22 protein-coding genes are annotated in these 26,123 nt (G+C 73.5%); 11 read left to right on the top strand and 11 right to left on the bottom strand.

Going from position 1 to position 26,123, the window contains the following annotated elements:
• Nucleotides 1-169: 169 nt before the first annotated feature.
• Nucleotides 170-1,129, top strand: a complete 960-nt coding sequence (locus tag WN71_RS01490) for a hypothetical protein (protein WP_046581337.1) — start codon at nucleotides 170-172, stop codon at nucleotides 1,127-1,129.
• A gap of 276 nt (nucleotides 1,130-1,405) precedes the next feature.
• On the opposite strand, the gene thrS is transcribed toward WN71_RS01490, so the two are convergent.
• Entirely contained in the window at nucleotides 1,406-2,647 is a 1,242-nt protein-coding gene (gene thrS, locus WN71_RS01485; RefSeq protein WP_046581597.1) for a threonine--tRNA ligase, read from the bottom strand.
• Nucleotides 2,648-3,012: 365 nt separating this feature from the next.
• Between thrS and WN71_RS01480 the strand changes: the two genes are divergently transcribed.
• A complete protein-coding gene (locus tag WN71_RS01480; protein WP_046581335.1) occupies nucleotides 3,013-3,777 on the top strand; it encodes a hypothetical protein in 765 nt (254 codons plus the stop codon).
• Between the two features lie 325 nt (nucleotides 3,778-4,102).
• On the opposite strand, the gene WN71_RS01475 is transcribed toward WN71_RS01480, so the two are convergent.
• From WN71_RS01475 to WN71_RS01465, 3 genes are all read right to left on the bottom strand, one after another.
• Complete coding sequence (locus WN71_RS01475) at nucleotides 4,103-5,446, bottom strand: helix-turn-helix domain-containing protein (protein ID WP_046581333.1); 1,344 nt, start codon at nucleotides 5,444-5,446, stop codon at nucleotides 4,103-4,105.
• 283 nt (nucleotides 5,447-5,729) lie between these two features.
• On the bottom strand, nucleotides 5,730-5,948 hold the full coding sequence (locus WN71_RS01470; protein ID WP_046581331.1) for a DUF397 domain-containing protein: 219 nt from the start codon (nucleotides 5,946-5,948) through the stop codon (nucleotides 5,730-5,732).
• On the bottom strand, nucleotides 5,932-6,756 hold the full coding sequence (locus WN71_RS01465; protein ID WP_046581328.1) for a helix-turn-helix domain-containing protein: 825 nt from the start codon (nucleotides 6,754-6,756) through the stop codon (nucleotides 5,932-5,934). The genes WN71_RS01470 and WN71_RS01465 overlap by 17 nt, the downstream gene beginning before the upstream one ends.
• An 83-nt stretch (nucleotides 6,757-6,839) precedes the next feature.
• On the opposite strand from WN71_RS01465, the gene WN71_RS01460 reads away from it, so the two are divergent.
• On the top strand, nucleotides 6,840-8,078 hold the full coding sequence (locus WN71_RS01460) for an amidohydrolase (protein WP_046581326.1): 1,239 nt from the start codon (nucleotides 6,840-6,842) through the stop codon (nucleotides 8,076-8,078).
• 133 nt (nucleotides 8,079-8,211) lie between these two features.
• Complete coding sequence (locus WN71_RS01455) at nucleotides 8,212-8,898, top strand: GNAT family N-acetyltransferase (RefSeq protein WP_046581324.1); 687 nt, start codon at nucleotides 8,212-8,214, stop codon at nucleotides 8,896-8,898.
• On the opposite strand, the gene WN71_RS01450 is transcribed toward WN71_RS01455, so the two are convergent.
• Nucleotides 8,886-10,094, bottom strand: coding sequence for a PP2C family protein-serine/threonine phosphatase (locus WN71_RS01450; RefSeq protein ID WP_046581322.1), 1,209 nt, complete (start codon nucleotides 10,092-10,094; stop codon nucleotides 8,886-8,888). The two genes, WN71_RS01455 and WN71_RS01450, sit on opposite strands and share 13 nt — an antisense overlap.
• Before the next feature lie 123 nt (nucleotides 10,095-10,217).
• Between WN71_RS01450 and WN71_RS01445 the strand changes: the two genes are divergently transcribed.
• The gene (locus WN71_RS01445) at nucleotides 10,218-10,655 is read left to right on the top strand and encodes a hypothetical protein (protein ID WP_046581321.1); all 438 of its coding nucleotides are present in this window, start codon (nucleotides 10,218-10,220) and stop codon (nucleotides 10,653-10,655) included.
• Between the two features lie 91 nt (nucleotides 10,656-10,746).
• Here WN71_RS01445 and WN71_RS01440 read toward each other — a convergent pair whose 3' ends face one another.
• Nucleotides 10,747-11,253, bottom strand: a complete 507-nt coding sequence (locus WN71_RS01440; RefSeq protein ID WP_046581319.1) for an SH3 domain-containing protein — start codon at nucleotides 11,251-11,253, stop codon at nucleotides 10,747-10,749.
• A gap of 190 nt (nucleotides 11,254-11,443) precedes the next feature.
• Here WN71_RS01440 and WN71_RS01435 point away from each other — a divergent pair, with 190 nt between their 5' ends.
• Nucleotides 11,444-12,358, top strand: a complete 915-nt coding sequence (locus WN71_RS01435; protein ID WP_046581317.1) for a hypothetical protein — start codon at nucleotides 11,444-11,446, stop codon at nucleotides 12,356-12,358.
• On the opposite strand, the gene WN71_RS01430 is transcribed toward WN71_RS01435, so the two are convergent.
• Nucleotides 12,258-13,616, bottom strand: a complete 1,359-nt coding sequence (locus WN71_RS01430) for an aminotransferase-like domain-containing protein (RefSeq protein ID WP_046581315.1) — start codon at nucleotides 13,614-13,616, stop codon at nucleotides 12,258-12,260. The two genes, WN71_RS01435 and WN71_RS01430, sit on opposite strands and share 101 nt — an antisense overlap.
• Nucleotides 13,617-13,693: 77 nt before the next feature.
• On the opposite strand from WN71_RS01430, the gene WN71_RS01425 reads away from it, so the two are divergent.
• From WN71_RS01425 to metG, 4 genes are all read left to right on the top strand, one after another.
• Nucleotides 13,694-14,479 (top strand): alpha/beta fold hydrolase, encoded by a 786-nt coding sequence (locus tag WN71_RS01425; protein WP_046581314.1) that lies wholly within the window; start codon nucleotides 13,694-13,696, stop codon nucleotides 14,477-14,479.
• Nucleotides 14,480-14,506: 27 nt separating this feature from the next.
• Complete coding sequence (locus WN71_RS01420; protein WP_079177573.1) at nucleotides 14,507-15,517, top strand: endonuclease/exonuclease/phosphatase family protein; 1,011 nt, start codon at nucleotides 14,507-14,509, stop codon at nucleotides 15,515-15,517.
• 138 nt (nucleotides 15,518-15,655) lie between these two features.
• Nucleotides 15,656-17,155, top strand: a complete 1,500-nt coding sequence (locus WN71_RS01415; protein ID WP_046581312.1) for a VWA domain-containing protein — start codon at nucleotides 15,656-15,658, stop codon at nucleotides 17,153-17,155.
• 158 nt (nucleotides 17,156-17,313) lie between these two features.
• Nucleotides 17,314-19,038, top strand: a complete 1,725-nt coding sequence (gene metG, locus WN71_RS01410) for a methionine--tRNA ligase (protein WP_046581310.1) — start codon at nucleotides 17,314-17,316, stop codon at nucleotides 19,036-19,038.
• Nucleotides 19,039-19,230: 192 nt separating this feature from the next.
• Here metG and aspS read toward each other — a convergent pair whose 3' ends face one another.
• Nucleotides 19,231-20,994, bottom strand: a complete 1,764-nt coding sequence (gene aspS, locus WN71_RS01405) for an aspartate--tRNA ligase (RefSeq protein ID WP_046581309.1) — start codon at nucleotides 20,992-20,994, stop codon at nucleotides 19,231-19,233.
• A 208-nt stretch (nucleotides 20,995-21,202) separates the two neighbouring features.
• Here aspS and WN71_RS01400 point away from each other — a divergent pair, with 208 nt between their 5' ends.
• A complete protein-coding gene (locus WN71_RS01400) occupies nucleotides 21,203-23,350 on the top strand; it encodes a SpoIIE family protein phosphatase (RefSeq protein WP_046581308.1) in 2,148 nt (715 codons plus the stop codon).
• Between the two features lie 7 nt (nucleotides 23,351-23,357).
• Here WN71_RS01400 and WN71_RS01395 read toward each other — a convergent pair whose 3' ends face one another.
• The 3 genes from WN71_RS01395 to WN71_RS01385 form a co-directional block, all read right to left on the bottom strand.
• Nucleotides 23,358-24,413 carry an AI-2E family transporter gene (locus WN71_RS01395; protein WP_046581307.1) on the bottom strand — a complete coding sequence of 352 codons (1,056 nt, stop codon included), beginning with the start codon at nucleotides 24,411-24,413 and terminating at the stop codon, nucleotides 23,358-23,360.
• A gap of 84 nt (nucleotides 24,414-24,497) precedes the next feature.
• On the bottom strand, nucleotides 24,498-25,475 hold the full coding sequence (locus WN71_RS01390; protein ID WP_046581306.1) for a pirin family protein: 978 nt from the start codon (nucleotides 25,473-25,475) through the stop codon (nucleotides 24,498-24,500).
• 114 nt (nucleotides 25,476-25,589) lie between these two features.
• Nucleotides 25,590-26,063 carry an SseB family protein gene (locus tag WN71_RS01385; protein WP_046581304.1) on the bottom strand — a complete coding sequence of 158 codons (474 nt, stop codon included), beginning with the start codon at nucleotides 26,061-26,063 and terminating at the stop codon, nucleotides 25,590-25,592.
• Between the last annotated feature and the right edge of the window lie 60 nt (nucleotides 26,064-26,123).

The following is a 26,123-nucleotide window of genomic DNA, read 5'->3' as shown; positions in this document are numbered from 1 at the left end:
TGACAATCTTTCTCACAAGGATCCACCATGTGAGAAAGCTGTGGCTCATGTGACGTGTGAGCCCGGCGATTCCTGTGTTTCGAACCTTCGTCCCGGTGTCCGCGGCCGGCAGCGGTGTGCTGCCCTCCCGCCGTGTCCGCACCGGTTCCGCACGCAAGATGGGATCCACATGTCCATAGTGAGCCGTGGCACCGCCCGACGTCTGCTGGGCACCGGTGCCGCCGCGGTCGCGCTGTGCGCCGCGACCGTCGCCGCCGCGTCCGGCGCCTGGGCCGGCGGCACGCCCGGCGGGGACGGCTGGGACGCGGGCGGCCACTACGAGCCGGGCTCCGGCGCGGGCACGGCCACCGGGACCGACCGCTGCCAGTTCTCGCTCGACGGCACGGCGTTCTACGACTCCGTCAAGGTCGACGACCGGAACCTGCGGCCCACCGACGGCGGCAAGGTACGCGTCTGGGTCCGCACCGCGGGCGACGCGGACTCCTGCACCGCCTCCCTCGCCTCCTACCTCGCCCACGGCGCGACCTTCGCGACCTCCGGGGAGCAGGTCTTCGTCGACTTCGACACCGTGACGGTGAAGGCGGGGCAGACCGACTCGCTCGACATCGCGGTGCCGGACGCGGGCTGCTTCGCGCAGGTCGACCTCTACCGCGGCGCGGTGAAGTTCGACGGGCGCACGGACGCGGACGACGGCCTGGTCCACGGCGACCTGCCGGCGGGGCCGGACCACCCGGTGATCAAGGACAAGCTGATCGCCGCGTGGAACGGGGGCACGAAGGACTGCACGGCGGGGACGGGCGCGTCCTCCCCGGCGCCGAGCGCCTCCGGCGCGGTGGGCGGGAACGGCGGCGGCAGCGGTGCCGGCGGCGGGACCGAGTCGGCGACGCCGAGCGCCTCGGCGGCGGACTCCGCGTCCGGCTCGCCCGTGGGCTCCGCCTCGGACACGCCGTCCGCCGCCGGCTCGGCCCCGGCCGCGGCCGCCTCCCCGAACGGCGGCGACGACCTGGCCGAGACCGGCGGCGGCAGCTACTCGCTGCCGCTCGGCCTCGGCGCGGCGGCCCTGCTGGCGGCGGGTGGGGCGCTGGTCGTCAGCACGCGGCGCAAGCGCGGGACGGCCTCGCGGCGCTGAGCGTCCGGCATCTGCGGGTGCGTGGGGGCTGGTCGCGCAGTTCCCCGCGCCCCTGGGGGGTGCGGCCCACCGTGGCCCGGCACGCTCGCGGGACTGAGCGTCGCCTGGCACCCGCGGGTGCGTGGGGGCCGGGTGCGCAGTTCCCGCGCCCCTGCCGGGGTGCGGCGGACCGTGTCCCGATTCGCTCGCGGGACTGAGCGCCGTCTGACACCTGCGGGTGCGTGGGGGCCGGGTGCGCAGTTCCCCGCGCCCCTGAGGGGTGCGGGGTCTCGGGGTTCAGGCGTCGGGGGTGTTCTTCCACAGGGTGGGGGTGCGGGACGCGACGTGGTCGGTGATCCGGTGGAGCAGGGCGGTGGCGGGTACGGGGTCGGGGCGGCGGCCGTCCCGGAGGCGTACCGCGGCCAGTTGTGCCGCTGCCTCCCGCTCGCCGATCACCGCCAGGTAGGGCACCCGCCGCGCCGCCCGCACCCGGGCGCCGAGGGTGCCCTCTTCGGGTCCGGCGAGTTCGGCCCGCAGCCCGCGCGCGAGGGCCTGCCGCACCAGCTCGCTCGCGGCGGCGAACTGGGCCTCCGCGACCGGCAGGACGACCAGCTGCACCGGCGCCAGCCAGGGCGGGAACGCCCCGCCGTGCTCCTCCACGAGGTGCGCGACGGCCCGCTCCACGCTGCCGATGACGCTGCGGTGCACCATCACCGGCCGGTGCCTGGCCCCGTCGGCGCCGATGTAGTGCAGGTCGAACCGCTCGGGCTGGTGGAAGTCGATCTGCACGGTGGACAGGGTCGACTCGCGGCCCGCGCGGTCCGCGATCTGCACGTCGATCTTGGGACCGTAGAACGCGGCCTCGCCCGCCGCCTCCTCGAAGTCGACGCCGGCCGCGGCCAGGACCTCCCGCAGCAGCGCGGTGGCCCGCCGCCACAGCTCCGGGTCGGCGACGTACTTGCCGCCCTCGCCGGGCAGGGACAGCCGGTACCGGGCGGCCCGGATGCCGAGGTCGGCGTAGGCCCGCCCGATCATCTCCAGGGCGGCGCGGGCCTCCTCGACGGCCTGGTCCAGGGTGCAGAAGATGTGCGCGTCGTTGAGCTGGATGGCCCGCACCCGGGTGAGCCCGCCGAGCACCCCGGACAGCTCGGCGCGGTACATGCCGCCCAGCTCGGCGATGCGCAGGGGCAGTTCACGGTGGCTGTGCGGGCGCGAGCGGTAGATCAGCGCGTGGTGCGGACACAGGCTCGGGCGCAGCACGACCTGTTCGGAGCCGAGTTCCATCGGCGGGAACATGTCGTCGCTGTAGTGCGCCCAGTGCCCGGAGATCTCGTACAGCTCGCGCTTGCCGAGCACCGGCGAGTACACGTGCCGGTATCCGGCGGCGCGTTCGGCCTCGCGGACGTACTCCTCCAGGGTGTGCCGTACGACGGCGCCGTCCGGCAGCCAGTACGGCAGCCCCGCGCCCATCAGCGGGTCGGTGTCGAACAGGCCGAGCTCGCGGCCGAGCCGGCGGTGGTCGTGCGCGGGGGCCTGCATCGCCGGGCTCTGTCCGGCGGGGTTCTGCTGCGCGGGGTTCCGCATGGCGGGCTCCTCGGTGAGGGAGGAGGCGAACACCCCACGCGGCTGCGACGAAGCCCCGGGGCGTTCGCCCCGGGGCTTCGTGACTGGTCAGCTGTCAGCGCGCCGGGACACTCTCCGGCGTCGTCGTGAGGGCACGGGCGGCCCGTTCGCGCTGCATACGGCGGACCGTAGCAGCGGGCGCGCGCCGGGCGCGAAGGCTTTTCCGGACCGGCGCGGGCCGCTCCTCACCCGGACGGCGGTGACCGGCGGGGCCCGGCAGCGGGCAGTGATCGTGTGCAGGGGGGCATCGAGCACCCGCGCATCCTCGGAGGCCGTCCGTCATGACCCGTCGCCCCGTCCTCGTCCCGGCCCTCGCCTTCACCGGGCTGCTCGCCACGGCCGCCTGCTCGGCCACCGGAGCGGACCACGCCGCGGCGGACCGCGCGACGCCCGCCCCGCACGGCACGGGCGCCACCGGCGCGCCCGCCTCCGCCGTCTCCGCCCTGACCCCGGCGCAGGCGCAGGCCGCGCTGCTCACCCAGGCCGACCTCGGCGCGCCCTGGACCGCCACGCAGGGCGCGGCGACCTGGCGGGACGGGCTGCTGAAGGCGTCGGCCTCGGCGTCCTCGCCGGACTGCCAGCGGCTGATGGACGCGCTCTACACCGACCAGCTGCTCGGCGCCGCCGCGGCCCCGCACGCCACGGTGGCCCTGGACGACGGCACCGACGAGGCCCAGCTGCGCCAGCAGGTGACCACCGGCCGCCCGGCGGACGTGGACCGCACCCTGGACTGGCTGCGCTCGCTGCCGCGGACCTGCGGCCACTTCACGGCGACGACGACCAGCTACGGCGTCCAGGACGTGCAGGTCGCCGAATTCCCGCTGCCCGCGCTGGGCGACGCCCGCGAGGCGCTGCGGGTCACGCTGACCGGGCAGCCGGAGGACGCGGACGCGGTGCCGATGGTCCTCACCCTGGACGTCGCCGCGGTCCGGGTGGGCGACGACGCCCTCACCCTCTCCGACGGCACGCTGGGCACTCCGGCCGGGACCCTTCAGCAGGCGGCGCAGGTGGGCACCCAGCGCCTCACGGCGGTGCGGCGGCACTGAGGCCGTGCGGCAGCCCTGAGTCCACCCGCGGCCCGGTGGGGGCGTTCGCGCAGTTCCCCGCGCCCCTGAAAGGACACAGGCCGCACCATCCCCGCGGCCCGGTGGGGGCTGGTCGCGCAGTTCCCCGCGCCCCTGAAGGGCCAAGGCCGCACAGTCCCCGCGAGCCCGGTGGGGGCTTGGCGCGCAGTTCCCCGCGCCCCTGAAGGGACACGCGGGCCCGGTGGGGGCTTGGCGCGCGGTTCCCCGCGCCCCTTCGGGAGCTGCGCATCGGCCCACCAGGGGCGCGGGGAACTGCGCGATCAGCCCCCACCGGGCCGCGGAGCCGTCACAGCGGTGGCTGGGCCGGCGCCGGGCCGAGGGTGGTGGTGCCGGGGGCGGTGCGGTGCCCGAGGCCGGTGCGGTAGGCGTCCAGCGCGGCCTCCACCCGGCCGGTGCGGCGCAGCAGATCGCCGAGCAGCCGGCACAGGTCGGCGAGGTCCCCGGCCGCGCCCGCCCGCTCCAGCAGGCTCAGCGCGCGCACGTAGTGCTCCTCGGCGGCCTCGGTGTCGCGGGCGTCCTCGGCGATGATGCCGAGCAGCCGGTGCGCCGCCGCCGCGTGCACCGCGCCGCGCTCCGACGACAGGTCGCCGAGCACCCCGTTCAGCAGCTCCGCGGCCTCGTCGGACTTGCCGCGCCGGTGCAGCACGTCCGCCAGCTCCACCGCCACCTGGCTGCTGTACAGGGCGGCACGTTTCTCCGACAGCATGGCGAGCGCCTCCCGCAGCTCCGCCTCGCCGCGCTCCAGCTCGCCGTTCTGCACACAGACGTAGCCGCGCATCCAGTGGCAGTTGGCCAGCTCGGTGCGGATCCGGAGCTGCCGGTACAGCTCGGCCGCCTTCGCCAGCGAGGCGTCGGCCTCGGCGACCCGGCCCTCGGCGATCAGCGTGCGGGCCACCGAGCGGTGCATCCGGGCGAGCAGCGCGGGATCGGCGACCTGCGGGGCCAGCGCCAGCGCGAACTCCGCCGCCTGGGCGGCCCGCGCGTGCGCGCCCATGTCCATGTAGGGGCCGATCACGCTCGCGTACAGCAGGAGCAGCGCGTCGGGATCGTGCAGCCCGCCGCGGTTCAGCTCGTCGAGGGTGGTCTCCAGCAGGTAGACGGCGTACCGGAGTTCACCGGCGAGATAGTGCGAGAGCGCCCGGCCGCGCAGCGCGGGCACCCGGGCGGGCAGCGGCTGGTCGCCGAGCCGCTCCTCGGCCGTCTCGAAGTACCCCCGCGCCTCGCTCAGTTCGCCCGTCTCGATGGCGCACTCGCCGAGCCCGAGCAGGGCGGTGGCCGCCTCCCAGCCGAGGGCGAGCCGCTCCGCCTCGGCGAGCAGCTCCGCGTACTCCGCGGCCGCCTCCTCCGCCTCGCCGGTGGCGAGGGTGCGCTGCGCGTCGGTCAGCCGCAGCCGCAGATCGGCCGCGAGCCGGGCGGGCCGCCCGGTCGCCAGCTCGTCGAAGCCCACCCCGAGCCGCTCGGCGAGATGGCGCAGCGCCTCGTCCGAGGGGCGCACCCGGCCCGCCTCCAGCGTGGAGATGTACGCAGGGGTGTACGTCGGTTCGGCGAGCTGCCGCTGCGTGAGTCCTCGCTCGGTGCGCAACTGCTGCACACGGCGGCCGATCGTGCCCGGGTCGTCCCGCTCGCCCATCCGCCAACTCCCCCAGTGCCTCTTGCCGTTCGGCTCCTTCAGCCCCTAGGTTAAACCGCGTATTAAACATGCTTAATACGCCGCTGTTGTTGCGAGGTTGCCGTGCTCCGACGCACCGAGTCGCGTACCGAACACCCTTCGCATCGCTATGCCAGGGGTCTGGCCGCGGCGGTCGTGGCCGTCGCCGCCCTGATCACGGCCGCCTTCGCCGGACCGGCGAGAGCGGCGGAACCCGACGTCACCCCGCACACCGGGAGCGTCGTCGCACCACGGTGAGGACGGATCAGCGCACTCCGCCGTCCGCGGAACCGACGGCCCCGACGAACTCCGTCCAGGCGGCCGTCCCGAAGACCAGCACGGGGCCGCCGGCCGCGGTCTTGCTGTCCCGTACGGGGACGACTCCGTCGAGGTCGAAGGATGCCTCCACACAATCACCGCCGGTGTTCCCGCTGTAGGTCGACTTCCGCCAACGCACGCCGGTCAGGTCAAGGTTGCTGTCCATAGCGCTCCTCCATCACCTGGGCGATCAGTGCGGCCGACTCCTCCACGGACAGAGCGGCGGCCTGCACGGCAGCGTAACGGAGCGCCGCTTCCCTGAGGATCTCCGGACTGGCCGTCATATGGCCGGAGATGAGGTCCTCGGTGTAGACGATGTCGGGGTGTTCGGGGAAGCGGAGCATGTTGAAGGAGCCGACGAGACTGGAGTGCTGCCCGGCCGCGAAGGGCAGCACCTGGATCTGCGTCCAGCGCCGGTCGCGCAGCGACAGAAGGTGGGCCAGCTGCTCGCGCATGACGTCGGGGCCGCCGATCGGCCGGTGCAGCACGGCCTCGTCGAGCACCACGATCGTCACCGGCGGCTCCGGGCGGCGCAGGATGCGCTGGCGCTCCATCCGCGCCGCGACCAGGTCGCCGAGGTTGCCGGGCAGCCCGGTGGCCAGCACCTCGCGGGCGTACGCCTCGGTCTGGAGCAGGCCGTACACCAACTGGGCCTGATACGTGGAGATATGGGTGGCCTTCGCCTCCATCTCGGCGTACGGCTGGAACCACGTCGGCAACTGGCTCCGCAGCACCAGCCCCACCAGCCGCGTGAAGAAGCCGTCCGTCATCAGGGCCGCGTCCACGCGCTCCGCGAACTCCCGCGTCGGGACCTTGCGCGCGGTCTCGATCTGGCCGACGAGGGAGCCCGTGCAGTAGATGACCGACCCCAACTCGGCCTGGCTGAGCGCCGCGCCCTCCCGTTTGCGGCGCAGCTCCGATCCGAAGTAGTCCAACGGCGAGGCGCTCGGGTCGAGTTCGCGAAGGTGCACCATGAGCAGAGAGTAACCACGCGACTGCGCAGCGAAACCCCGCAGCACGTGGCTCCCGGCGCGTCCCGGGCGCCTACGCTGGCCCCGTGACCTCCCAAGCCGCCCGCGCCGCCCTGGACCTCACGGCCCAACTCCCCGTCCCTGACCTGGAGAACCTCTACCGCGACCTGCACCGGCACCCCGAGCTGTCGCTGCGCGAGCACCGCACCGCGGGGCGGCTGGCCGACCGGTTGCGCACGGCGGGCTACGCCACCGAGGAGGGCGTCGGTGGCACCGGAGTCGTAGGCGTGCTGCGCAACGGTGACGGGCCGACCGTGCTGCTGCGCGCCGACATGGACGCGCTGCCGGTGCACGAGGAGACCGGACTGCCGTACGCGTCGGAGGCGGCCGGGGTGATGCACGCCTGCGGGCACGACCTGCACGTGACCTGGCTGGCGGGGGCCGCCGGGGCGCTGGCCGACGGGCGGGACGCCTGGACCGGGACGCTCGTGGTGCTCGGGCAGCCCGCCGAGGAGACCGGCGGCGGCGCGGCCCGCATGGTCGCCGACGGCCTCTACGAGCGCTTCCCGCGCCCCGACGTGCTGCTCGGCCAGCACGCGGCGCCCGGCCCGGTGGGGTTCTGCCCGCACGTGCCCGGACTGATCATGTCCGCCTCGACCGACATGGACATCGTGGTGCACGGCCGGGGCGGGCACGGCTCGCGGCCCGAGTCGACCGTCGACCCCGTCGTCACCGCCGCCTACCTGGTCACCCGGCTCCAGACGGTCGTCTCCCGCGAGATCGCCGCCCGGGAGTCCGCGGTGCTCACCGTCGGCCGGATCGAGGCCGGCACCCGGCACAACATCATCCCGTCCGAGGCCCGCATCGAGCTGAACCTGCGCACCCAGTCCGACGCCGTACGGGACCGCATGATCGCCGCCGTCAAGCGCATCGCCGCCGGTGAGTGCCTGGCCGCGGGCTGCCCGCGCGAGCCGGAGGTGACGGTCGGCACCACGTTCCCGGTGACCGTGAACGACGAGCGCACCGACCGCCGGGTGGCCGCCGTGCACGAGGAGGTGCTCGGCCCCGGCACCGTGTTCGACCCCGGTCCGGCCATGGGCAGCGAGGACTTCTCGCACCTCGCCGAGGGCGGCATCCCGTTCTCGTACTGGTTCCTCACCAGCACCCCTGCCGCGGTGTGGGACGCGGCGCCGGGGGACGAGCTGATGGAGAAGTTCCAGGCCGTGCCCGGCAACCACAGCCCGCGCTTCGCCCCCGACCTGGCGTCCGTCGAACCCGGCGTGCGCACGCTGGTGTCCGGCGCGCTCGCCTACCTCGTGGGCTGATCGGGAGACCCGCCGGGCCGCCCGGGCCCGGCGGAAATCGGGCGACACGGGCCGACGGCCTCTGCGACGCTGCGGGCCGCGAGCCGCGAGCCGCACGAGGACGGCCGCGGCACCGTCGTACGAGAGGTGGGCCATGGGTTTCCCGTTCGAGGCACCGGTGCTGGAGGGCGCGCGGGTGCGCCTGGAGCCGCTGGCGCGCCGCCACGCGGCGGATCTCGCCGTGGCGGCGGAGGAGGACCGCGGCTCCTACCGGTTCACGTGGGTGCCGCGGTCCGCCGAGGTCCCGGACTACGTCGGCGCCCAGCTCGCCCGCGCGGCCGCCGGGACGCTGGCGCCGTACGCGCAGGTGGACCGGGCGACCGGCCGGGCGGTCGGCGCCACCGCCTACCTGGACCCGCGGACCTGGCCCGACCGCGAGGGCCTGTGCGCGATCGAGGTCGGCTTCACCTGGCTCGCCGCCTCCGCGCAGGGCACCGGCATCAACCGCGAGGCGAAGTACCTGCTGTTCCGGCACGCGTTCGAGACCTGGGAGGTGGCCCGGGTCGACCTGAAGACGGACGCCCGCAACAGCCGGTCCCGGGCCGCGATCGAGGCGGCGGGCGCGTCCTTCGAGGGCGTGCTGCGCAACTGGTCCCGCTCCTGGGCACCGGGCGAGGACGGCCTGCTGCGCGACTCCGCGATCTTCTCGGTCACCGCGCGGGAGTGGCCCGACTGCCGGGCACTCCTCGAACAGCGCCTCACCCGCGCCGGCGCGGGCGGCCACCCGGAGAGGGAGCCCGCTCCTCGGCCGGTCCGGGGCCCCGGCCGTCAGCCGGTGTGAGGGGTCCAGCGGGTCGGGTCGTTCACGCGGCGGCGCACGGCGAAGATCGTGGTGTCGTCGGACAGCCGCCCGCGGCAGTGGCGCAGCGTGCCGTCGCGGACGTAGGCGACCAGCCGGCGCGGCTCGGCGAGCCGGGGGTCCGAGGCGAGGCCGCGGGCCACGTCGTCGGGGAGCGGATAGAACGTGCCGCCGGGATCGCGTGCCTCGGTGACGCCGTCGGTGGTCAGCAGCAGGGTCTCCTCGGCGCCCAGCCGGACGCTCACCGTGTCCGGGAATCCGGTGCCGGGCGCGAGATCGCTCATGCCCAGCGGCAGCCCGTGCGCCGCGGGCAGCCGGCGCACCCCGGACGGCCCGGCCACCAGCGGCGGGTCGTGGCCGAAGTTGACGAACTCCACCGTCTCCGGGGCGTCGGGCGGGAAGCCCAGCAGCACGGCGGTGGCGAAGCGGTCGCCGTCGTCCCGGCCGAGCGCGCTGGTGTGCAGGCGGTGCCGCAGCATCCGCACCTCCAGCCGCCCGGCCACCGCCATCAGGTCCGCCTCGTGGTACGCCGCCTCACGGAAGGTGCCGAGCAGCGCGCCCGCGGTCTCCACCGCTCCGAGCCCCTTGCCCTGGACGTCGCCGAGCACGACCCGGGTGCCGTACGGGCCGGGCTGGATGTCGTAGAAGTCGCCGCCGACCCGGGCCTCGATGTCGGCGGTGAGATAGACCGCCGCGTGGTCGAGGCCCCCGAAACCCGGCGGCAGCGGCCGCAGCAGGGTGCGGCGGGTGGTGTCGGCGATGTCCTGGATCCGGACCAGGCGCCGCTCGCCGCGCTGTCTGACCGCGCAGGCCAGCGTGGACAGCACCCCGCTCACCGCGACGAGGATGAGGTCGGGGGCGCCGATGCGGTCCTGGTGCGGCCAGGCGGTGTCCACACCGACGTAGGTCGCCAGCGCGAGCACGGCGAAGCACATGGTGATCCACACCGGGCACAGCGCGGCGGCGATCGCGGGCACCAGCGCGGCCCAGGAGATCAGCCGGAAGCCGCCGCTGGTGTTCCAGTCGGCGACCGCCACGCCGACGAGCATCAGCAGCGGCACCAGCCAGGCGATGCTGTGGCCGCGCACCTCCAGCGGAAGGCGCTGCGCGAACGCTTCCACGCGTCCGGCCCGGGGCAGCCGGGCGAGCGGGTCCTGCCGCCGGGCCACGAACCTCATGGGGCCAGACAAGCACGGGGGCACGGGGACCGCATCCGGGCCGCGACGAGGTCCGTACGACTTGCCCGGTCACCCGCCCAGGTGTGCATTGGAAGGCGGGGGAGACGAGAGAGGAGTGCTCTCATGGCTCAGGCGGCACCCGCGGCCGGCGCGTTCTCGCGCACGGACCTGCCCGACATCCTCAGCGCCCGCACGCACCGCATGGTGCACTGGACGGTGCCCGTCGCACTGGCGCTGGTCTACGGCTACTGGGTCGCGGCCATCCGGCGCGACGGTGGCCCCATCACCGGCTGGAACGTCCTGTTCGGCTTCGTGAGCGCGATCGTGTTCGCGGTGCTGATGCTGGCCGTCCTCCAGCTCACGCCGTCACTGCCGCGCGAGACGCACGCGGTGGTGTGGTTCGCCTTCACCGGCATCACGTTCGGCTTCGCGTACAGCCAGACCGGCGCGACCGTGCTGCGCTCGGTGATCATGTCCATCGGGATCGCCCTGCTCGTCGGCATCCCGCTCTTCTACTGGTACTACACGCACGAGGACGGCGAGGGGCATCACGTCCCCTGACCCGCCGGTCCGTGGCGGGCTGAGTGACCGTCATGGACGCGGGCCCCGGACCGGTCGGTCCGGGGCCCGCGTCCATGCCGACCGGCGTCCGTCAACGCGTGATCGTGATGCTCCAGGAGAAGGAGCCCGACACGGTCCAGGAGTCGTTCCAGAACGGGTCGTCCCAGTTGGTCCAGTGGTCGTTGCGCCACTGCGGCATCGGGTCGGCGCAGGCCCGCACCCACTGCCCGTCGGTGTTCACGAACGCGGCACTCGCCCAGGCCTTCGCGCCGACGACCCAGTACCAGTACGGATTCCCGTCGACCGTCTGCCCCTTGACCTGGCACTGCACCCGGACCTGGCTGCCGGACTCCAGGGTGCCGACCACCGGCGCCCGCGTGGTGGGCGCCATCCGCAGGCTGAGGTCGCCGTGCGAGGTGATGGTGGCCCAGACGGGTCTGCCCTGACCGCCGCCGCCTCCACCGCCGTTTCCACCGCCGTTTCCGTCGGCGTACGACACGGGTGCCGCCGCCGCTGCCGTGCCCGCCGCCGCGACGGCCAGGCCGCCGCCGGCCAGCAGGGCCGCCGTGAGGGTTCGCAGAGCCAAAGTGGTGCGCATGATCGCCTCCTTTGCCCCCGCTCCAGGAAACACCCGTTCGGGTGAAGCCTCCACCGGAGCGCGCGAAACCCCCTTGCCCCAAGGGGTCCAGGGGCTCGCGGGGGTCATCCGGGCCGTGTTTCCACCCGGTTGGCGGGCATGACGCGGCCCACGGCTCGCGCCCGGGGCGCGCCGGACGTTCGCTGGGAACGTGTCCTCCCGACTGCGAGGCGGCCTGTCGGCCGCGCTCATCGCCCTCGCCTGCCTGCTCGTGCCGTTCGGCGCGCTGGCGGCCTGGGCGGCGTACGGGCTGACCGACGGGGAGCGCTGGGTCGCCACGCTGGCGCCGCTCTCCCGCGACCCGGACGTACGGGACGCGATCGCCGACACGGTCGGCGACGGCCTCGCCCGCGAGGTCTCCGTCGCCGGACCCGCGGGCCGCGACGTCCCGGCCTTCGTGCACGACGCGGTGCGCTCCTTCACCCGTACGCCCGCCTTCGCGACCGCGTGGGACGCGGGCAACCGCGCCACCCACGACGCCGTGCTGCGCGCCCTGCGGGACGGGCGCACGGGCAGCGTCACCGTCGATCTGGCCCCGGTCACCGCGCAGGTGAAGGACCAGCTCGCCCATGACCACGTACCGCTCGCGAGCCGCATCCCGGTCGAGCACACCGAGGTCGCCGTCCTTCCGGCCCAGGACCTGGACCGGCTCAGAAAAGGGTTCCACGTGCTCGAAGTCGCGGGCTTCTGGCTGCCGGTCAGCGCCGTCGTGCTCGCCGCAGCCGGTATCGCCCTCTCCGTCCACCGCCGCCGCGCGATCGTGGCGACCGCGCTCGGCACCGCGCTCGGCGGCGCGCTGCTCGGCCTCTCCCTGGCGATCGGCCGGATGCTCACGCTGGAGGACCTGCCCACCGACGTCTCACGGGCCGCCGTCGGCGCGGTCTACGACGCCCTGACCGGCACCCTGCGCACCTGCGCCTGGCTGCTGCTGGCCCTCGGCGTGACGGTCGCGGTGGGCACCCGGTTCAGCCGGTACCTGCGTCCGGACCGGCTGCTGCGAGCGCGGCGAGGGTCCGCAGCGCCCGCTCCAGCTCCGGCTCAGCCGCCGACGCGAGTCCGAGCCTGACCGCGTCGGGGGTGCGGCGCGGGGCGACCGCGAAGGCCGTGCCGGGCGTGACCGCGATCCCGTGCGCCGCCGCGGCGGCCGTGAAGGTGTCCGCCCGCCAGGGCGCGGGCAGCTCCCACCAGGCGAACAGCGAGCGCGGGTCGGAACGCACGCGGAACCCGGCGAGCCGCCGCGCGACCAGCGCCTGCCGCCGGGCCGCCCCCTGCCTTTTCGCCTCGGCCAGCCGCTCCACGGTCCCCTCCGCGCACCAGCGCACGGCCGCCTCCAGCGCGAACCGCCCCGCGCTCCAGCCCCCGGAGCGCACCGCCGCGGCGACCGCCCCGGTGCGGCCGGGCGGCACGACGAGAAGCCCGACGGCGAGTCCCGGCGCGACCCGCTTGCTCAACCCGTCGACGACATGGGTGAGTTCGGGGGCGTGGGCGGCGAACGCCGGCTCCGGCCGCAGGAACGACCAGATCCGGTCCTCGACGACCGGCAGCCCCAAGTCCGTCACGACGGCCGCCAGTTGTTCCCTCCGTACGGCGGTCGTGGTCGTCGACGTCGGGTTGTGCAGCGTGGGCTGGAGATAGAGCGCGGACAGCGGCGCCGAACGGTGGGCCGCGCGCACCCCGTCCGGGACCGGCCCCTCCTCGTCCGTGGCGAGCGGCACCAGGGCGATGCCCAGCCGCTCGGCGATCTCCTTGACCACCGGATACGTCAGCTCCTCGACGCCCACCCGCCCGCCGGGCCGGACCAGCGAGGCGAGCGCGGCGGCGACGGCCTGCCGGGCGTTGCCGGTGAACAGCAGTTGCCCGGGGTGCGGCCGCCAGCCCGGCACGGCGAGCAGGGCGGCGGCCGCCTCGCGCGCCGCCGCGGTGCCGTCTGCGGCGGCCGGGCGCAGCGCCTCGGCCAGCACGTCGGGCCGGAGCAGAGGGGCGAGGGCGGGCGCGAGAAGCTCCTCCTGGCCGGGCGCGGAAGGGTAGTTGAGCTCCAGGTTGACCGGGGCGTCGGTCGCCCGCTCGGTCAGCGCCCGGCCGGACGGCGTCCCGGGCGCGGCTCGCACGAAGGTGCCCCGGCCGACCTCGCCCACGACCAGCCCGCGGCGTACGAGTTCGCCGTAGGCGCGGCCCGCCGTGGAGGCGGCGATCCCGTGGCGGCGCGCGAACTGCCGCTGCGGCGGCAGCCGTCGCCCCGGCGCGAGCCGCCCGGCCCGGATGTCGTCGGCGATCCGGTCGGCGATCCGCCGGTAGTCGCCCCGCCCGCCCGGCTGCTGCGCCATGCCCGGCCCCTCCCCCATTGCACTGAGAGCAAAGATCTTATTGCACCGAGCAGTTGGGGCCGCCTAGGGTCGCGGACATGGCACCCTTCCTCTCATACGAGGACAAAGGCGCGGATACTTCTCCGCTGCCCCTGGTCCTCGTCCACGGCCACCCCTTCGACCGCGGCATGTGGGCCCCGCAGCTCGCGGAGTTCGCCGCCGGACGCCGGGTGATCGCCCCCGACCTGCGCGGCTACGGCGCCTCCCCGGTCGTCCCCGGCGTCACCCCCCTGTCGGCGCACGCCCAGGACATCGAGGAGCTCCTCGACGCGCTCGGGGTGGACCGGTTCGTGCTGGGCGGCCTGTCGATGGGCGGCCAGATCGCCATGGAGTGCTGCGCGCGCCTCGGCGACCGCGTGCGCGGCCTGCTGCTCGCCGACACGTTCGCGGCGCCGGAGACCCCCGAGGGCCGGCGGGGGCGCAACGCCATGGCGGACCGGCTGCTGCGGGAGGGCCTGCGCGGCTACGCCGACGAGGTCCTGGAGAAGATGGTCGCGCCGTACGCCGCCGACGACGTGAAGGCGCGGGTGCACCGCATGATGACCGGCACGCCGCCGGAGGGCGCCGCGGCCGCCCTGCGCGGCCGGGCCGAACGGCCCGACTACCGGGGCCTGTTGCCCCGGATCACCGTCCCGGCGCTGGTCGTGGTCGGCGCGGACGACACCTACACGCCCGTCGCCGACGCGCGCGAACTGCACGCGGCGCTGCCCGACTCCGTCCTGCGGGTGATCGAGGGCGCGGCGCACATGCCGAACCTGGAACGGCCGAAGGAGTTCAACGCGGCACTGAGGGATCTGCTGATACGGGTGGACAGCCGCCCTTAGGTCCGTTTTGGCCCTAGGCTCGACCGTATGAGGATCGGTCGGGGGACCGTGATCGGGACCGGGGTCGCCAGGGCCGGCAGGGCTGCCGGCGCCACCAGGGCGGCCGCCTGGTGCGCGGGGCTGCTCCTGCTCGGCGTGAGCGTGGTGGTCGGCTGCCGGGCCGCCGACACCGACGGGGTCACGCCGGTGCCGCAGCTGCTCGCCTTCCTGCCCTGGCTGCTCGCGCCCACCGCCCTCGGCCTGCTGCTGGCGCTGCCCGCCCGCTGGTGGCCGGGGGTGGCCTGGGCGGTCGTCCTGGCCGGACTGCTCGCCTGGTACGTCGAGCCGTACGGCGCCCCCGGCGGCGGCGAGCCGCACGGGCCCGCGCTGGCCCGGCTGCGGGTCCTCACCTCGAACGTCGAGTTCGGCCGGGCGACCGGCTCGCTGGTACCGGTGATCCGGAGCCTGAACCCCGACATCGTCTTCGTCGAGGAGTGCGAGTACGGCTGCCAGGACACCCTCGTCCGGGAGTTCGGCGCGGTCTACCCCCACCGGGCGGCGGTGCGGGCCGACGGCTCCACCGGCTCCCTCCTCCTCAGCCGGTTCCCGCTGACGGCGACGGCCGGGGTGCCGGGCACGATGGGGATGCCGGGTGCGGTCGCCGACGTCCACGGCCGTGCCGTACGGCTCCAGCTCGCGCATCCGATGCCGCCGCTGCCCGGCCAAGTGGCCCTGTGGCGCCGCGAACTGGCCCGGCTGCGCGACTGGTCGGCGGCCGACCGGTCCGCCCCGACGATCCTGGCCGGCGACTTCAACGCCACCGAGGACCACGCGGCGTTCCGCCGCATCCTCGGCACCGGCCTGCGCGACGCGGCGCGCCTCGCGGGGGACGAGCGGGCGCCCAGCTGGCCCGCGGGCGCGGCGCCCGCGCTCGGCGCGCAGATCGACCACGTCCTGGTGTCGGCGGACTTCTCCGCCCGCGGGGCCCGCTTCCTCCGTCTGGCCCACACCGACCATCGCGCGCTGCTCACCGACCTCACGCTGCACGAGGGCGGATGACCAGCCAGAACGGCCCCGTAACCGCAGGTGGGGACGGATACCCCATGCCTGCCGAAGATCACCCAGCGGGGCCGCTAACCTTACGTGTCCGTCCTGGCCAGGGATTGACGGGCTTCAACTCAGCGAAGGGTTGCGCACATGGGCATTCTCACTCTCCTGCGAAAGACATTCGGCCGCTCACCCAAAGAGGAGCGCGGGGCCGAGGCAGAGGGTGCGACGCGTGAGCAGGAGCAGCTGCCCACGGCCACCTCGGAGACCCCGACGGTCCCGGAACCGCGCCCCGCGACCGAGGACGAACACGAGCTGGTCTCGGCGGCCTTCGACAACGTGACGGTTCCGAACCAGGCACCCCCGGCGGAACCGACCCCCACAGAGGAGCCGACCCCGGAGGCACCCACCGCCGAGGAGCCGACCGCGGCCGAGGAGCCGACCGCCGAGCCGGAGCCGGTCGTGGCCGAGGAGCCGGTCGTCGAGCCGGAGCCGGTCGCTGTCCCCGTAGAGGAGCCCGAGCCGGTCGCCGCCGCCGAGGAGCCCGTCGCCGAGGAAGAGCCCGAGGCCTCCCTGGCCGAGGAGCCGGAGCCTGTCGTCGCCGTAGAGGAGCCAGAACCGGTCGCCGCCGTCGAGGAACCCGAGGCCGTCATCGCCGAGGAGCCCGAACCGGTGGTCGCCGCCGAGCCGGAGCCCGTCGCGGCTGCCGAGCCGGAGGCCGAGGTCGTGGCTGTCGCGGAGGCGACCGAGCCGGCTGAGGAGCCGGTGGCCGCCGACGGCGAGGACACCGCGCAGGGGCCACTCGCAGTCGACGACGAGACCGTCACGGGTGGTGCGGGTGGGAACACCGGCGAGGCCGACGGCGCAGCCGAGGCCGCGCTCCCGGCGGAAGCGTCAGACGCAATCGACCCCGTGGCCGCCGACGGCGAGGACACCGCGCAGGGGCCACTCGCAGCCGACGACGAGACCGTCACGGGTGGTGCGGGTGGGAACACCGGCGAGGCCGACGGCGCAGCCGAGGCCGAGCCCCCGGCGGACGCAGCGGCCAGCGCCCTCGCTGCGAACAAGCTGACCGGCACCACCGCCAAGGTCTACCTCGTCCTCGACAGGTCCGCCTCCATGCGGCCGTACTACAAGGACGGCTCCGCCCAGGCCCTCGCCGAGCAGACCCTCGCCCTGGCGGCCCACCTCGACCCCGAGACCCCGGACGCCACGGTCCACGTCGTCTTCTTCTCCACGGAGGTGGACGGCACGACCGACCTCACCCCCGCCACCATCGACAACCGCATCGACGAGGTTCACGCCGGCCTCGGCCGCATGGGCCGCACCAGCTACCACGCCGCCGTCGACGCCGTGCTCGCCGCCCACGAGAAGTCGGCCGACCCCGCCGCCCCCGCCCTCGTGGTCTTCCAGACGGACGGCGCCCCGGACGCGAAGACCCCGGCCACCCAGGCCCTCGCGGACGCCGCGAAGAACCACCCCGCCGTGTTCTTCTCCTTCGTCGCGTTCGGCGAGCACGACAACAAGGCCTTCGACTACCTCCGCAAGCTGAAGTCCGACAACACGTCGTTCTTCCACGCGGGGCCGGCCCCCAAGGAGCTCACCGACACGGAGCTCTACGAGGGCGTCCTGGCGAACTGGCGTCCGTAGGCTCGCGGGCCCCCCGGGCCGACCCCCGCACGACCTGCGAGCCCCCGCGGCTCCCGATGCCGCCCGCTTCTCACCCCGTAAAACGGGAGGCGGGCGGCATACACACGTCGGCTACGATTTCAAGGTTCGTACCCGTAGCGACCTGGGAGCAGCCCCCGATGGCTCGACACCTCATCACCAGCGCCCTTCCGTACATCAACGGGATCAAGCACCTGGGCAACATGGTGGGGTCCATGCTCCCGGCCGACGTGTACGCGCGGTACCTGCGCCAGCGCGAGCACGACGTGCTCTACATCTGCGCGACGGACGAGCACGGCACCCCGGCCGAGCTGGCCGCGAAGGAGCAGGGCCTCCCCGTCGACGCGTTCTGCGCGCAGGCCCACGACGCCCAGAAGGCGGTCTACGACGGCTTCGCGCTGGCCTTCGACTACTTCGGCCGCAGCTCCTCCGCGGAGAACCGCGACATCACCCAGCACTTCGCGCGCCGCCTCAACGAGAACGGCTTCATCGAGGAGCGGGCGATCCGCCAGGTCTACTCGCCGACCGACGGCCGCTTCCTGCCGGACCGCTACGTCGAGGGCACCTGCCCGCACTGCGGCTACGACAAGGCCCGCGGCGACCAGTGCGAGAACTGCACCCGCGTGCTCGACCCGACCGACCTGATCAACCCGCGCTCCGCGATCTCCGGCTCCACCGACCTGGAGGTCCGCGAGACCAAGCACCTCTTCCTGCTCCAGTCCAAGCTGCAGCACGAGGTCGAGGAGTGGGTGGCCCGCCACGAGGCCCACTGGCCGCAGCTGGCCTCCTCGATCGCCCGCAAGTGGCTGACCGAGGGGCTGCACGACCGCGCCATCACCCGTGACCTGGACTGGGGCGTGCCCGTCCCGGCGGACACCTGGCCGGAGCTGGCGGCCGAGGGCAAGGTCTTCTACGTCTGGTTCGACGCCCCGATCGAGTACATCGGCGCGACGAAGGAGTGGGCCGACCAGGACCCGGACAGCCGCGACTGGAAGTCCTGGTGGTACGACGCGGACTCCGGCGAGAACCCGGTCCGCTACACGCAGTTCATGGCCAAGGACAACGTCCCCTTCCACACCGTGATGTTCCCGGCCACCGAGCTGGGCGTGCGCGAGCCGTGGAAGAAGGTCGACTACGTGAAGGCCTTCAACTGGCTGACGTACTACGGCGGGAAGTTCTCCACCTCGCAGAAGCGCGGCGTCTTCACCGACCAGGCCCTGGACATCCTCCCGGCCGACTACTGGCGCTACTTCCTGATCGCCAACGCCCCCGAGTCGGACGACTCCTCGTTCACCTGGGAGCACTTCACCGCGACGGTGAACAAGGACCTGGCCGACACCCTCGGCAACTTCGTCAACCGCGTGCTGTCGTTCTCCCGCAAGCGCTTCGGCGACGACGTCCCCGAGGGCGGCGTGCCCGGCGAGGCGGAGGCGAAGCTGGGCGAGCAGATCGCGGAGCTCCTCGCCGAGTACGAGGCGCAGATGGAGGCCCTCCAGTTCCGCAAGGCGGCCGCCGCCCTGCGCGCGCTGTGGTCCGCGGGCAACTCCTACCTGGAGGAGAAGGCCCCCTGGCTGGAGATCAAGACCGACAAGGACGGCGCGGCCCTGACGCTGCGCACGGCGATGAACCTGATCCACCTGTACGCGGTGGTCTCCGAGCCGCTCATCCCGTCCTCGTCCGCCGCGATGCGCCAGGCGTTCGCCCTCGCCGACGACACCGCCACCTGGGTCACCCCCGAGGAGGCCCGCGCCCTGACCTCGGTCCCGGCCGGCACCCCCTTCACGGTCCCCCCGGTCCTCTTCGCCAAGCTGACGGACGAGGACCTGGCCACTTACAAGGAGCGCTTCGGCGGCGCACCGGAGTAGTCGCCGCCCTACCGACAGAGCCCGGGAACGAACGGTTCCCGGGCTCTTCGCATGGCCGGACCGGAGCCTGAGAAACCGTGCTCCGGTCCGGGAGCGCAATCCCCATGCGAGGGCCGCTTCCCGTCGAACCGTGGAAAAGACGAAGGGCTCGGAACCGGGGACGGTTCCGAGCCCTTCGTGGTGCCGGGGGGACTACTTCGGCTGCGGCTTGCGGATGTTCAGGTGCAGCTCGCGCAGGCGGGTCTCGTCCAGCTCGGTCGGCGCGCCCATCATCAGGTCCAGGGCGTTGCCGTTGAGCGGGAACGCGATGGTCTCGCGGATGTTGGGCTCGTCCGCGAGCAGCATGACCATGCGGTCCACGCCCGGGGCGATGCCGCCGTGCGGCGGGGCGCCGAAGCGGAACGCGCGCAGCATGCCCGCGAACTTGTCCTCGACCGTCTCGCGGTCGTAGCCCGCGATCTCGAACGCCTTGAGCATGATCTCGGGCTCGTGGTTACGGATCGCGCCGGAGGACAGCTCGACGCCGTTGCAGACGATGTCGTACTGCCAGCCGAGGATGTCCAGCGGGTCCTGGGTCTGAAGGGCCTCCAGGCCGCCCTGCGGCATCGAGAACGGGTTGTGCGAGAAGTCGATCGCGCCCGTCTCCTCGTCCTTCTCGTACATCGGGAAGTCGACGATCCAGCAGAACCGGAAGACGCCCTCCTCGAAGTGGCCGGCGCGCTTGGCGGCCTCGACGCGCACGGCGCCCATGATCTTGGAGACCTCGTCGAACTCGCCGGCGCCGAAGAACACCGCGTGGCCCGCGGCCAGCGACAGACGCTTGGTCAGCTCGGCGACGTTCTCCTCGGTGAGGAACTTCGCGATCGGGCCGGACAGCGAGCCGTCCTCGGCGACGCGGACCCAGGCCAGGCCCTTCGCGCCCTGCTCGACGGCGTAGTCGCCGAGGCCGTCGAAGAACTTGCGGGGCTGGGCGGAGACGTCCGGCACGGCCAGCGCACGCACGTGCTTGCCGGCGAACGCCTTGAACTCCGAGCCCTCGAACACGTCGGTGATGTCGACCAGTTCGAGCTTGGCGCGCAGGTCCGGCTTGTCGGAGCCGTACTTCAGCATCGCCTCGCGGAACGGGATCCGCGGGAACGGCGAGGTGACGTGGCGACCGCCGCCGAACTCCTCGAAGATCTCCGTCATCAGCTTCTCGATCGGCTGGAAGACGTCCTCCTGCTCGACGAAGCTCATCTCGACGTCGAGCTGGTAGAACTCGCCCGGCGAGCGGTCGGCGCGGGCGTCCTCGTCGCGGAAGCAGGGCGCGATCTGGAAGTAGCGGTCGAAGCCGGAGATCATCAGCAGCTGCTTGAACTGCTGCGGGGCCTGCGGCAGGGCGTAGAACTTGCCCGGGTGCAGCCGGGAGGGGACGACGAAGTCGCGGGCGCCCTCGGGAGAGGTCGCGGACAGGATCGGCGTCGCCATCTCGTTGAAGCCCATCGTCACCATCTTCTGGCGGATGGAGGCGATCACGGCCGTGCGCAGCATGATGTTGCGGTGCATGCGCTCGCGGCGCAGGTCGAGGAAGCGGTACTCCAGGCGCCGCTCCTCGTTGACGCCGTCCTCGGCGTTGATCGTGAACGGCAGCGGGGCGGCGGCGCCGAGCACCTCGACCTCGCCGACCTCGATCTCGACCTCGCCGGTGGGCAGTTCGGCGTTGATGTTCTCCGCGCCGCGCGAGACGACCTGGCCGTCGATGCGGACGGTGGTCTCCTTGGACAGCTTGTCCAGGGCCTCGTACGCCGGGGTGCCGGGGCGCGCCACGAGCTGCGTGATGCCGTAGTGGTCGCGCAGATCGATGAAGAGGATGCCGCCCAGGTCGCGCCGATTGTGCAGCCAGCCACTCAGCCGGACGTCGGTGCCGACGTCAGAGGAGCGGAGCTCGCCGCAGGTGTGGGACCTGTACCGATGCATCGTCGTTCATCCAGTCTTCGCGGATCGGGGATCGGGGCCGTTGTTTCACGTGAAACTCTGTCCCAGCCTACCGGGCGGGCCACGATCGGCTCTCCACCATTACGGCTCGCGGCGCCGGGGGCGCGGAGGGCGTCCCGGCGCACGATTTCGATCATCATTTCTTGCAGATCAGTGGCAGGCCCCGATCATCTGTTCTTAAAGTGGGGCAATGCGCACTGGTGAGCCCCTGCCTGCCGTGGGGGAGGTCCTCGCCGCCCTCGCGACCGGCCTCTGGCACTGGGACACCGCCACGGGTCTCGTCACGGTCGACGCCGAGGCGGCTCGGCTGCTCGGCCTGCCCGCCGAGGGGGTCGTCCTCACGGAGGCCCAGACCCGGGCCCGGCTGCACCCCGTCGACTGGAACGAGATCACCGGCGTGGTGCAGCTCGCCGTCGCCGAGTCCACCCTCGCCGAGGTGCGCATCCGGATCATGGACGAGCACGGCCGGATCGTCCGGGTGGTGCGCAGCCGCTCCAAGCCCTCCTTCGACCCGGTGAAGAAGGCCTACGAACTCATCGGCACCCTCCAGGAGGTCACCGAGCCCTCGCCGGGCACCCCGGCCGGGCGCAGCGCGGTCACCGGCGACTGGCGGCGCTCGCGCGAGGCGTTCCTGCTGGACGCCGGCCGGGCGCTGGCCGAGGCGCGCTCCACGGAAGAGGTGCTGCGGGTCGCGGCGGGCCTGTCGATGCCCGGGTTCTCCCCGGACGGGCTGGCCGTCTTCGGCGTCCAGGGCGACCGGCTGACGATCATCGGGCACCACGGACAGCAGCCCGGCGACGAGGACCCCTTCTCGCACATGTCGCTGGCCACGGACTATCCGGCCGCCGAGGTGGTCCGCACCGGCCGTGCCGTCTATCTGTCCTCCCCCGAGCAGTACCGGTCGCGCTATCCGCTCACGTGGCCGCTCGCCCGCGCCTTCGGCCGGCGCTCCTGGGCGTTCCTGCCGCTGTCGGTCTCCGGACGGACGATGGGCGCCTGGATGGCCGGCTTCGCCTATCCCGTGGCCTTCACGCCCGACGAGCGCTCGGTGCTCACCACGGTCGCCCGCATGCTCGCCCAGGCCCTGACCCGCGCCGGGACCGCCGAGTCCGAGCGGGAGCTGACCGACGGCCTCCAGCGCACCATGCTGCCGAGCCTCGGCCCCGAGATCCCGGGCCTGGACGTCGCCGCCCGCTACATACCCACCGGCGGCGGGCTCCAGGTCGGCGGCGACTGGTACGACCTGATCCCGCTGCCCGGCGGCACCTCCCGCTCCCGGCCCGGCGGCAGCCGTATCGCCATGGTCGTCGGCGACGTCCAGGGCCATGACGTGCGTGCGGCCGGGCTGATGGGCCAGTTGCGCATCGCGCTGCGCGCCTACGCCTCCGAGGGCCACCGCCCGGACGCCGTGCTCGCCCGTGCCTCCCGCTTCCTGCACGGCATCACCGCCGACGACGAATCGGACCTGCGCTTCGCCACCTGCCTGTATGTCGAGGCCGACCCGGCGACCGGCGTCCTGGAGATCGCCCGCGCCGGGCATCTGGACCCGGCGATCCGGATGAGCGACGGAACGGTGCTGGCCCGGCCCACGGCGGGCGGGCTGCCGCTGGGCATCGACCCGGACGCCGACTATCCGACGACCCGGTTCGTCCTCCAGCCCGGCGAGACCATGCTGCTGTGCACCGACGGCCTGATCGAGACCGGCGGCCACGACCTGGAGAGCGGCTGGCAGCGGGTGCGGGCGATCCTCGAAGCGCACACCGGCGATCTGGAGGGGCTGGCCGACGCGCTCGTGCAGGGGGTCACCGGGCCGTCCTCGCACCACACCACCGGCCCGCTCGCCGACCGCCGCGAGGACGACATCGCCGTACTGCTCCTCAGCCGGCCCCCGACGGCCGCCGGACCGGGCGGCAGCGGGGTCGTACGGCCGCGGGTGCGGCGCACCATGCTCACGGTGGCCCAGGCCGAGCCGGAGCGGGTCGCCGTGGCCCGGCAGCAGCTGCGCGAGCTGCTGCACGACTGGTCCTCGCCCGACCAGGTGGACTCGGCGGTGCTGCTGCTGTCCGAGACGCTCACCAACGTCCTCGTGCACACGGACGCGGACGCGCTGCTGACCGCCGAGGTGTCCGGCGAACCGGACAAGCGGCGGATGCGGGTGGAGGTCACCGACACCAGCGACGACCTGCCGCACAAGCGGCGCCCCGGCGAGATGGCGTCCTCCGGGCGCGGCCTGGTCCTGATCGAGCTGCTGGCGGACGCGTGGGGGGTGGACCCGCGGGGCGAGGGCAAGAGCACGTGGTTCGAACTCTTCGAGCGGCCGGCGGAGGAGCAGGACTAGCCAGGCCCTAGGACTCCTTCCGCGGGACCGGGCGCGGTGCGCGCAGTTCCTCCAGGACGCCGAACGCCGCCGCCGTCAGCGGGACCGCCAGCAGCATCCCGATGATCCCGGCCACCGACGCCCCCGCCGTGATCGCCAGCATCACCACGGCCGGATGCATCTGCACCGTGCGGCTCTGGATGGCCGGCTGGAGCACATGTCCCTCCAGCACCTGCACCGCCACCACCACGCCGAGCGCCCACAGCGCGATGACGAACCCGCGGTCGGCCAGCGCGACCAGCACGGCCACCGCGCCGGAGAGGAACGCGCCCAGGTAAGGGACGTAGGCGCCGACGAAGACCAGCGCGCCGAGGCCGACCGCACCGGGCACGTCGAGGATCAGCAGGCCGATGGTGATGCAGGTGGCGTCGATGAGCGCGATGACGGTGGTGCCGCGCATGAACCCCTCGACGGCCCCGAAGGCGCGGCGGGCCATCGCCTCCAGCAGGTCGGCCGTGGAGCCGGGGGCGAGCGTGCGCAGCACGCCGACGGCGCGGTCGGAGTCGCGCAGGAAGAAGAACACCAGCAGCAGCGCGAGCACGGCCATGGCGATGGACTCGCCGACCACGCTGACCCCGCTGATCACGTTGGAGGCGGCCGTGGAGCCGTACTTGCTCAGCAGGTCCTTGGAGTTGGCGGCGAGGTCGTCCAGCGAGGTGCCGGCCGCGCCGAAGTGCCGGGCCACCGACTTCGCGGCCTGCCGCAGCGACGACACGATCTGGTCCCCGCTGTTCACCAGCGCGGCCACCACGATGTAGACGGCTCCGCCGACCACGGCCACCACGGCGACACAGGTGAGCGCCGCGGCCAGCGACCGGTTCACCCGGGCCTGCACCATGCGGCGGTGCAGCGGTCCGAGCAGCGCCGTGCCGAGCAGGGCCAGCAGTACGGGGATGACGGCCGTACGGAAGGTGACGCACAGCCGGGCGCCGATCCAGACCACCCCCGAGGCCAGCAGTACGACGGCGCACCAGGCGGCGGCTCGGCGCACGGGTTCGGGCAGCAGCGGGGTGGGGTCCGGCACGCTTCCAGCGGAACACGGACCGGGCGGGCTGTCGCGTACGGACAGCCCGCCCGGGTGACGAGGCGTCAGTCGCCCCGGGGCCGATCAGTCCTGCGGACCGGCCTCCGTCATGCCGTGGACCGCGGGGACCGTGCCGAGGCGGCCCTTCTGGAAGTCCTCGAACGCCTGCATGAGCTCGTCCTGGGTGTTCATGACGAACGGGCCGTAGTGCGCCATGGGCTCGCGGATGGGCTGCCCACCGAGGAGCACGACCTCCAGGTCGGGGGTGTTCGAGTCCTGCTTCTCGTCCGCGCGGACGGTCAGCGAGCCGCCCGCCCCGAACACCGCGGTCTGGCCCATGCGGATCGGCCGCCGGTCGGCGCCGACCGCGCCGCGGCCGGCCAGCACGTACGCCAGGCCGTTGAAGTCCTCGCGCCAGGGCAGCGTGATCTCGGCGCCCGGCGCCAGCGTGGCGTGGACCATCGTGATCGGGGTGTGGGTGATGCCCGGGCCGGCGTGGCCGTCGAGCTCACCGGCGATCACCCGCAGCAACGCCCCGCCGTCCGGGGAGGTCAGCAGCTGCACGCTGCCGCCACGGATGTCCTGGTAGCGCGGGGCCATCATCTTGTCCTTGGCCGGCAGGTTCACCCACAGCTGCAGGCCGTGGAAGAGACCGCCGGACATGACCAGCGACTCCGGCGGCGCCTCGATGTGCAGCAGGCCCGAGCCCGCCGTCATCCACTGGGTGTCGCCGTTGGTGATGGTGCCGCCACCACCCTGCGAGTCCTGGTGATCGAAGATCCCGTCGATGATGTACGTCACGGTCTCGAAGCCGCGGTGCGGGTGCCAGGGGGTGCCCTTGGGCTCGCCCGGCGCGTACTCCACCTCACCCATCTGGTCCATCATGATGAACGGGTCGAGGTGGCGGTAATGGATCCCGGCGAAGGCGCGCCGCACGGGGAAGCCCTCGCCCTCGAATCCGCTCGGCGCGGTCGTGATGCCCAGCACCGGGCGTGCCACGGCGTCTGCGGACGCGGCCACGCGGGGCAGGGTCAACGGGTTCTCGACGGTCACTGCGGGCATGTCGGTACCTCCTTGTGCGGCAAGTTTAGTTGAGCATTGAACTTCTTGCTACCCGGAACGCCACGGGCCCGGAGGGCATTCCCCCCGGGCCCGGCGACTACGTCCAGGAACTGCTCAGCCGTACATTCTGCGCATGGCAAAATCGACCATCTGTTCGACGGACTTGGCGTCGAAGACGATCCGGTGCTCGCCCTCCATGTCGAGGACGAAGCCGTACCCCGTCGGCAGCAGGTCGAGCACCTCCGCGCCCATGATCACGAAGTACTTGGACTCCTTGCCCGCGTACCGGCGCAGCTCCTTGAGCGAGGTGAACATCGGGATCACCGGCTGCTGGGTGTTGTGCAGTGCGAGGAAGCCCGGGTTGTCACCCCGCGGGCAGTACACCTTGGAGGTCGCGAAGACCTGCTGGAAGTCCTCGGCCGCCAGCTGACCGGTGGTGAAGGCGCGCACCGCGTCCACCAGCGAGGGCGGCGACGGCTCGGGATACAGGGGCGGCTGCTGGCCGTATCCGCCCACGCCGCCGGCCATCTGCTGCTGCGGCGGGACATAGCCCTGCTGGGCGCCCACGTTCTGGTCGTAGCCGTACATGCGTCAAAGCCTACTGAGTCACAGATGGCCGGTTCGGGGTTGCTTCTTATTACCGACGGG

It is taken from the genome of Streptomyces mangrovisoli (assembly GCF_000974985.2).
In the GTDB taxonomy this organism is placed as follows: Bacteria; Actinomycetota; Actinomycetes; order Streptomycetales; family Streptomycetaceae; genus Streptomyces; species Streptomyces mangrovisoli.
This window is presented reverse-complemented; position numbering and strand designations above follow the sequence as displayed.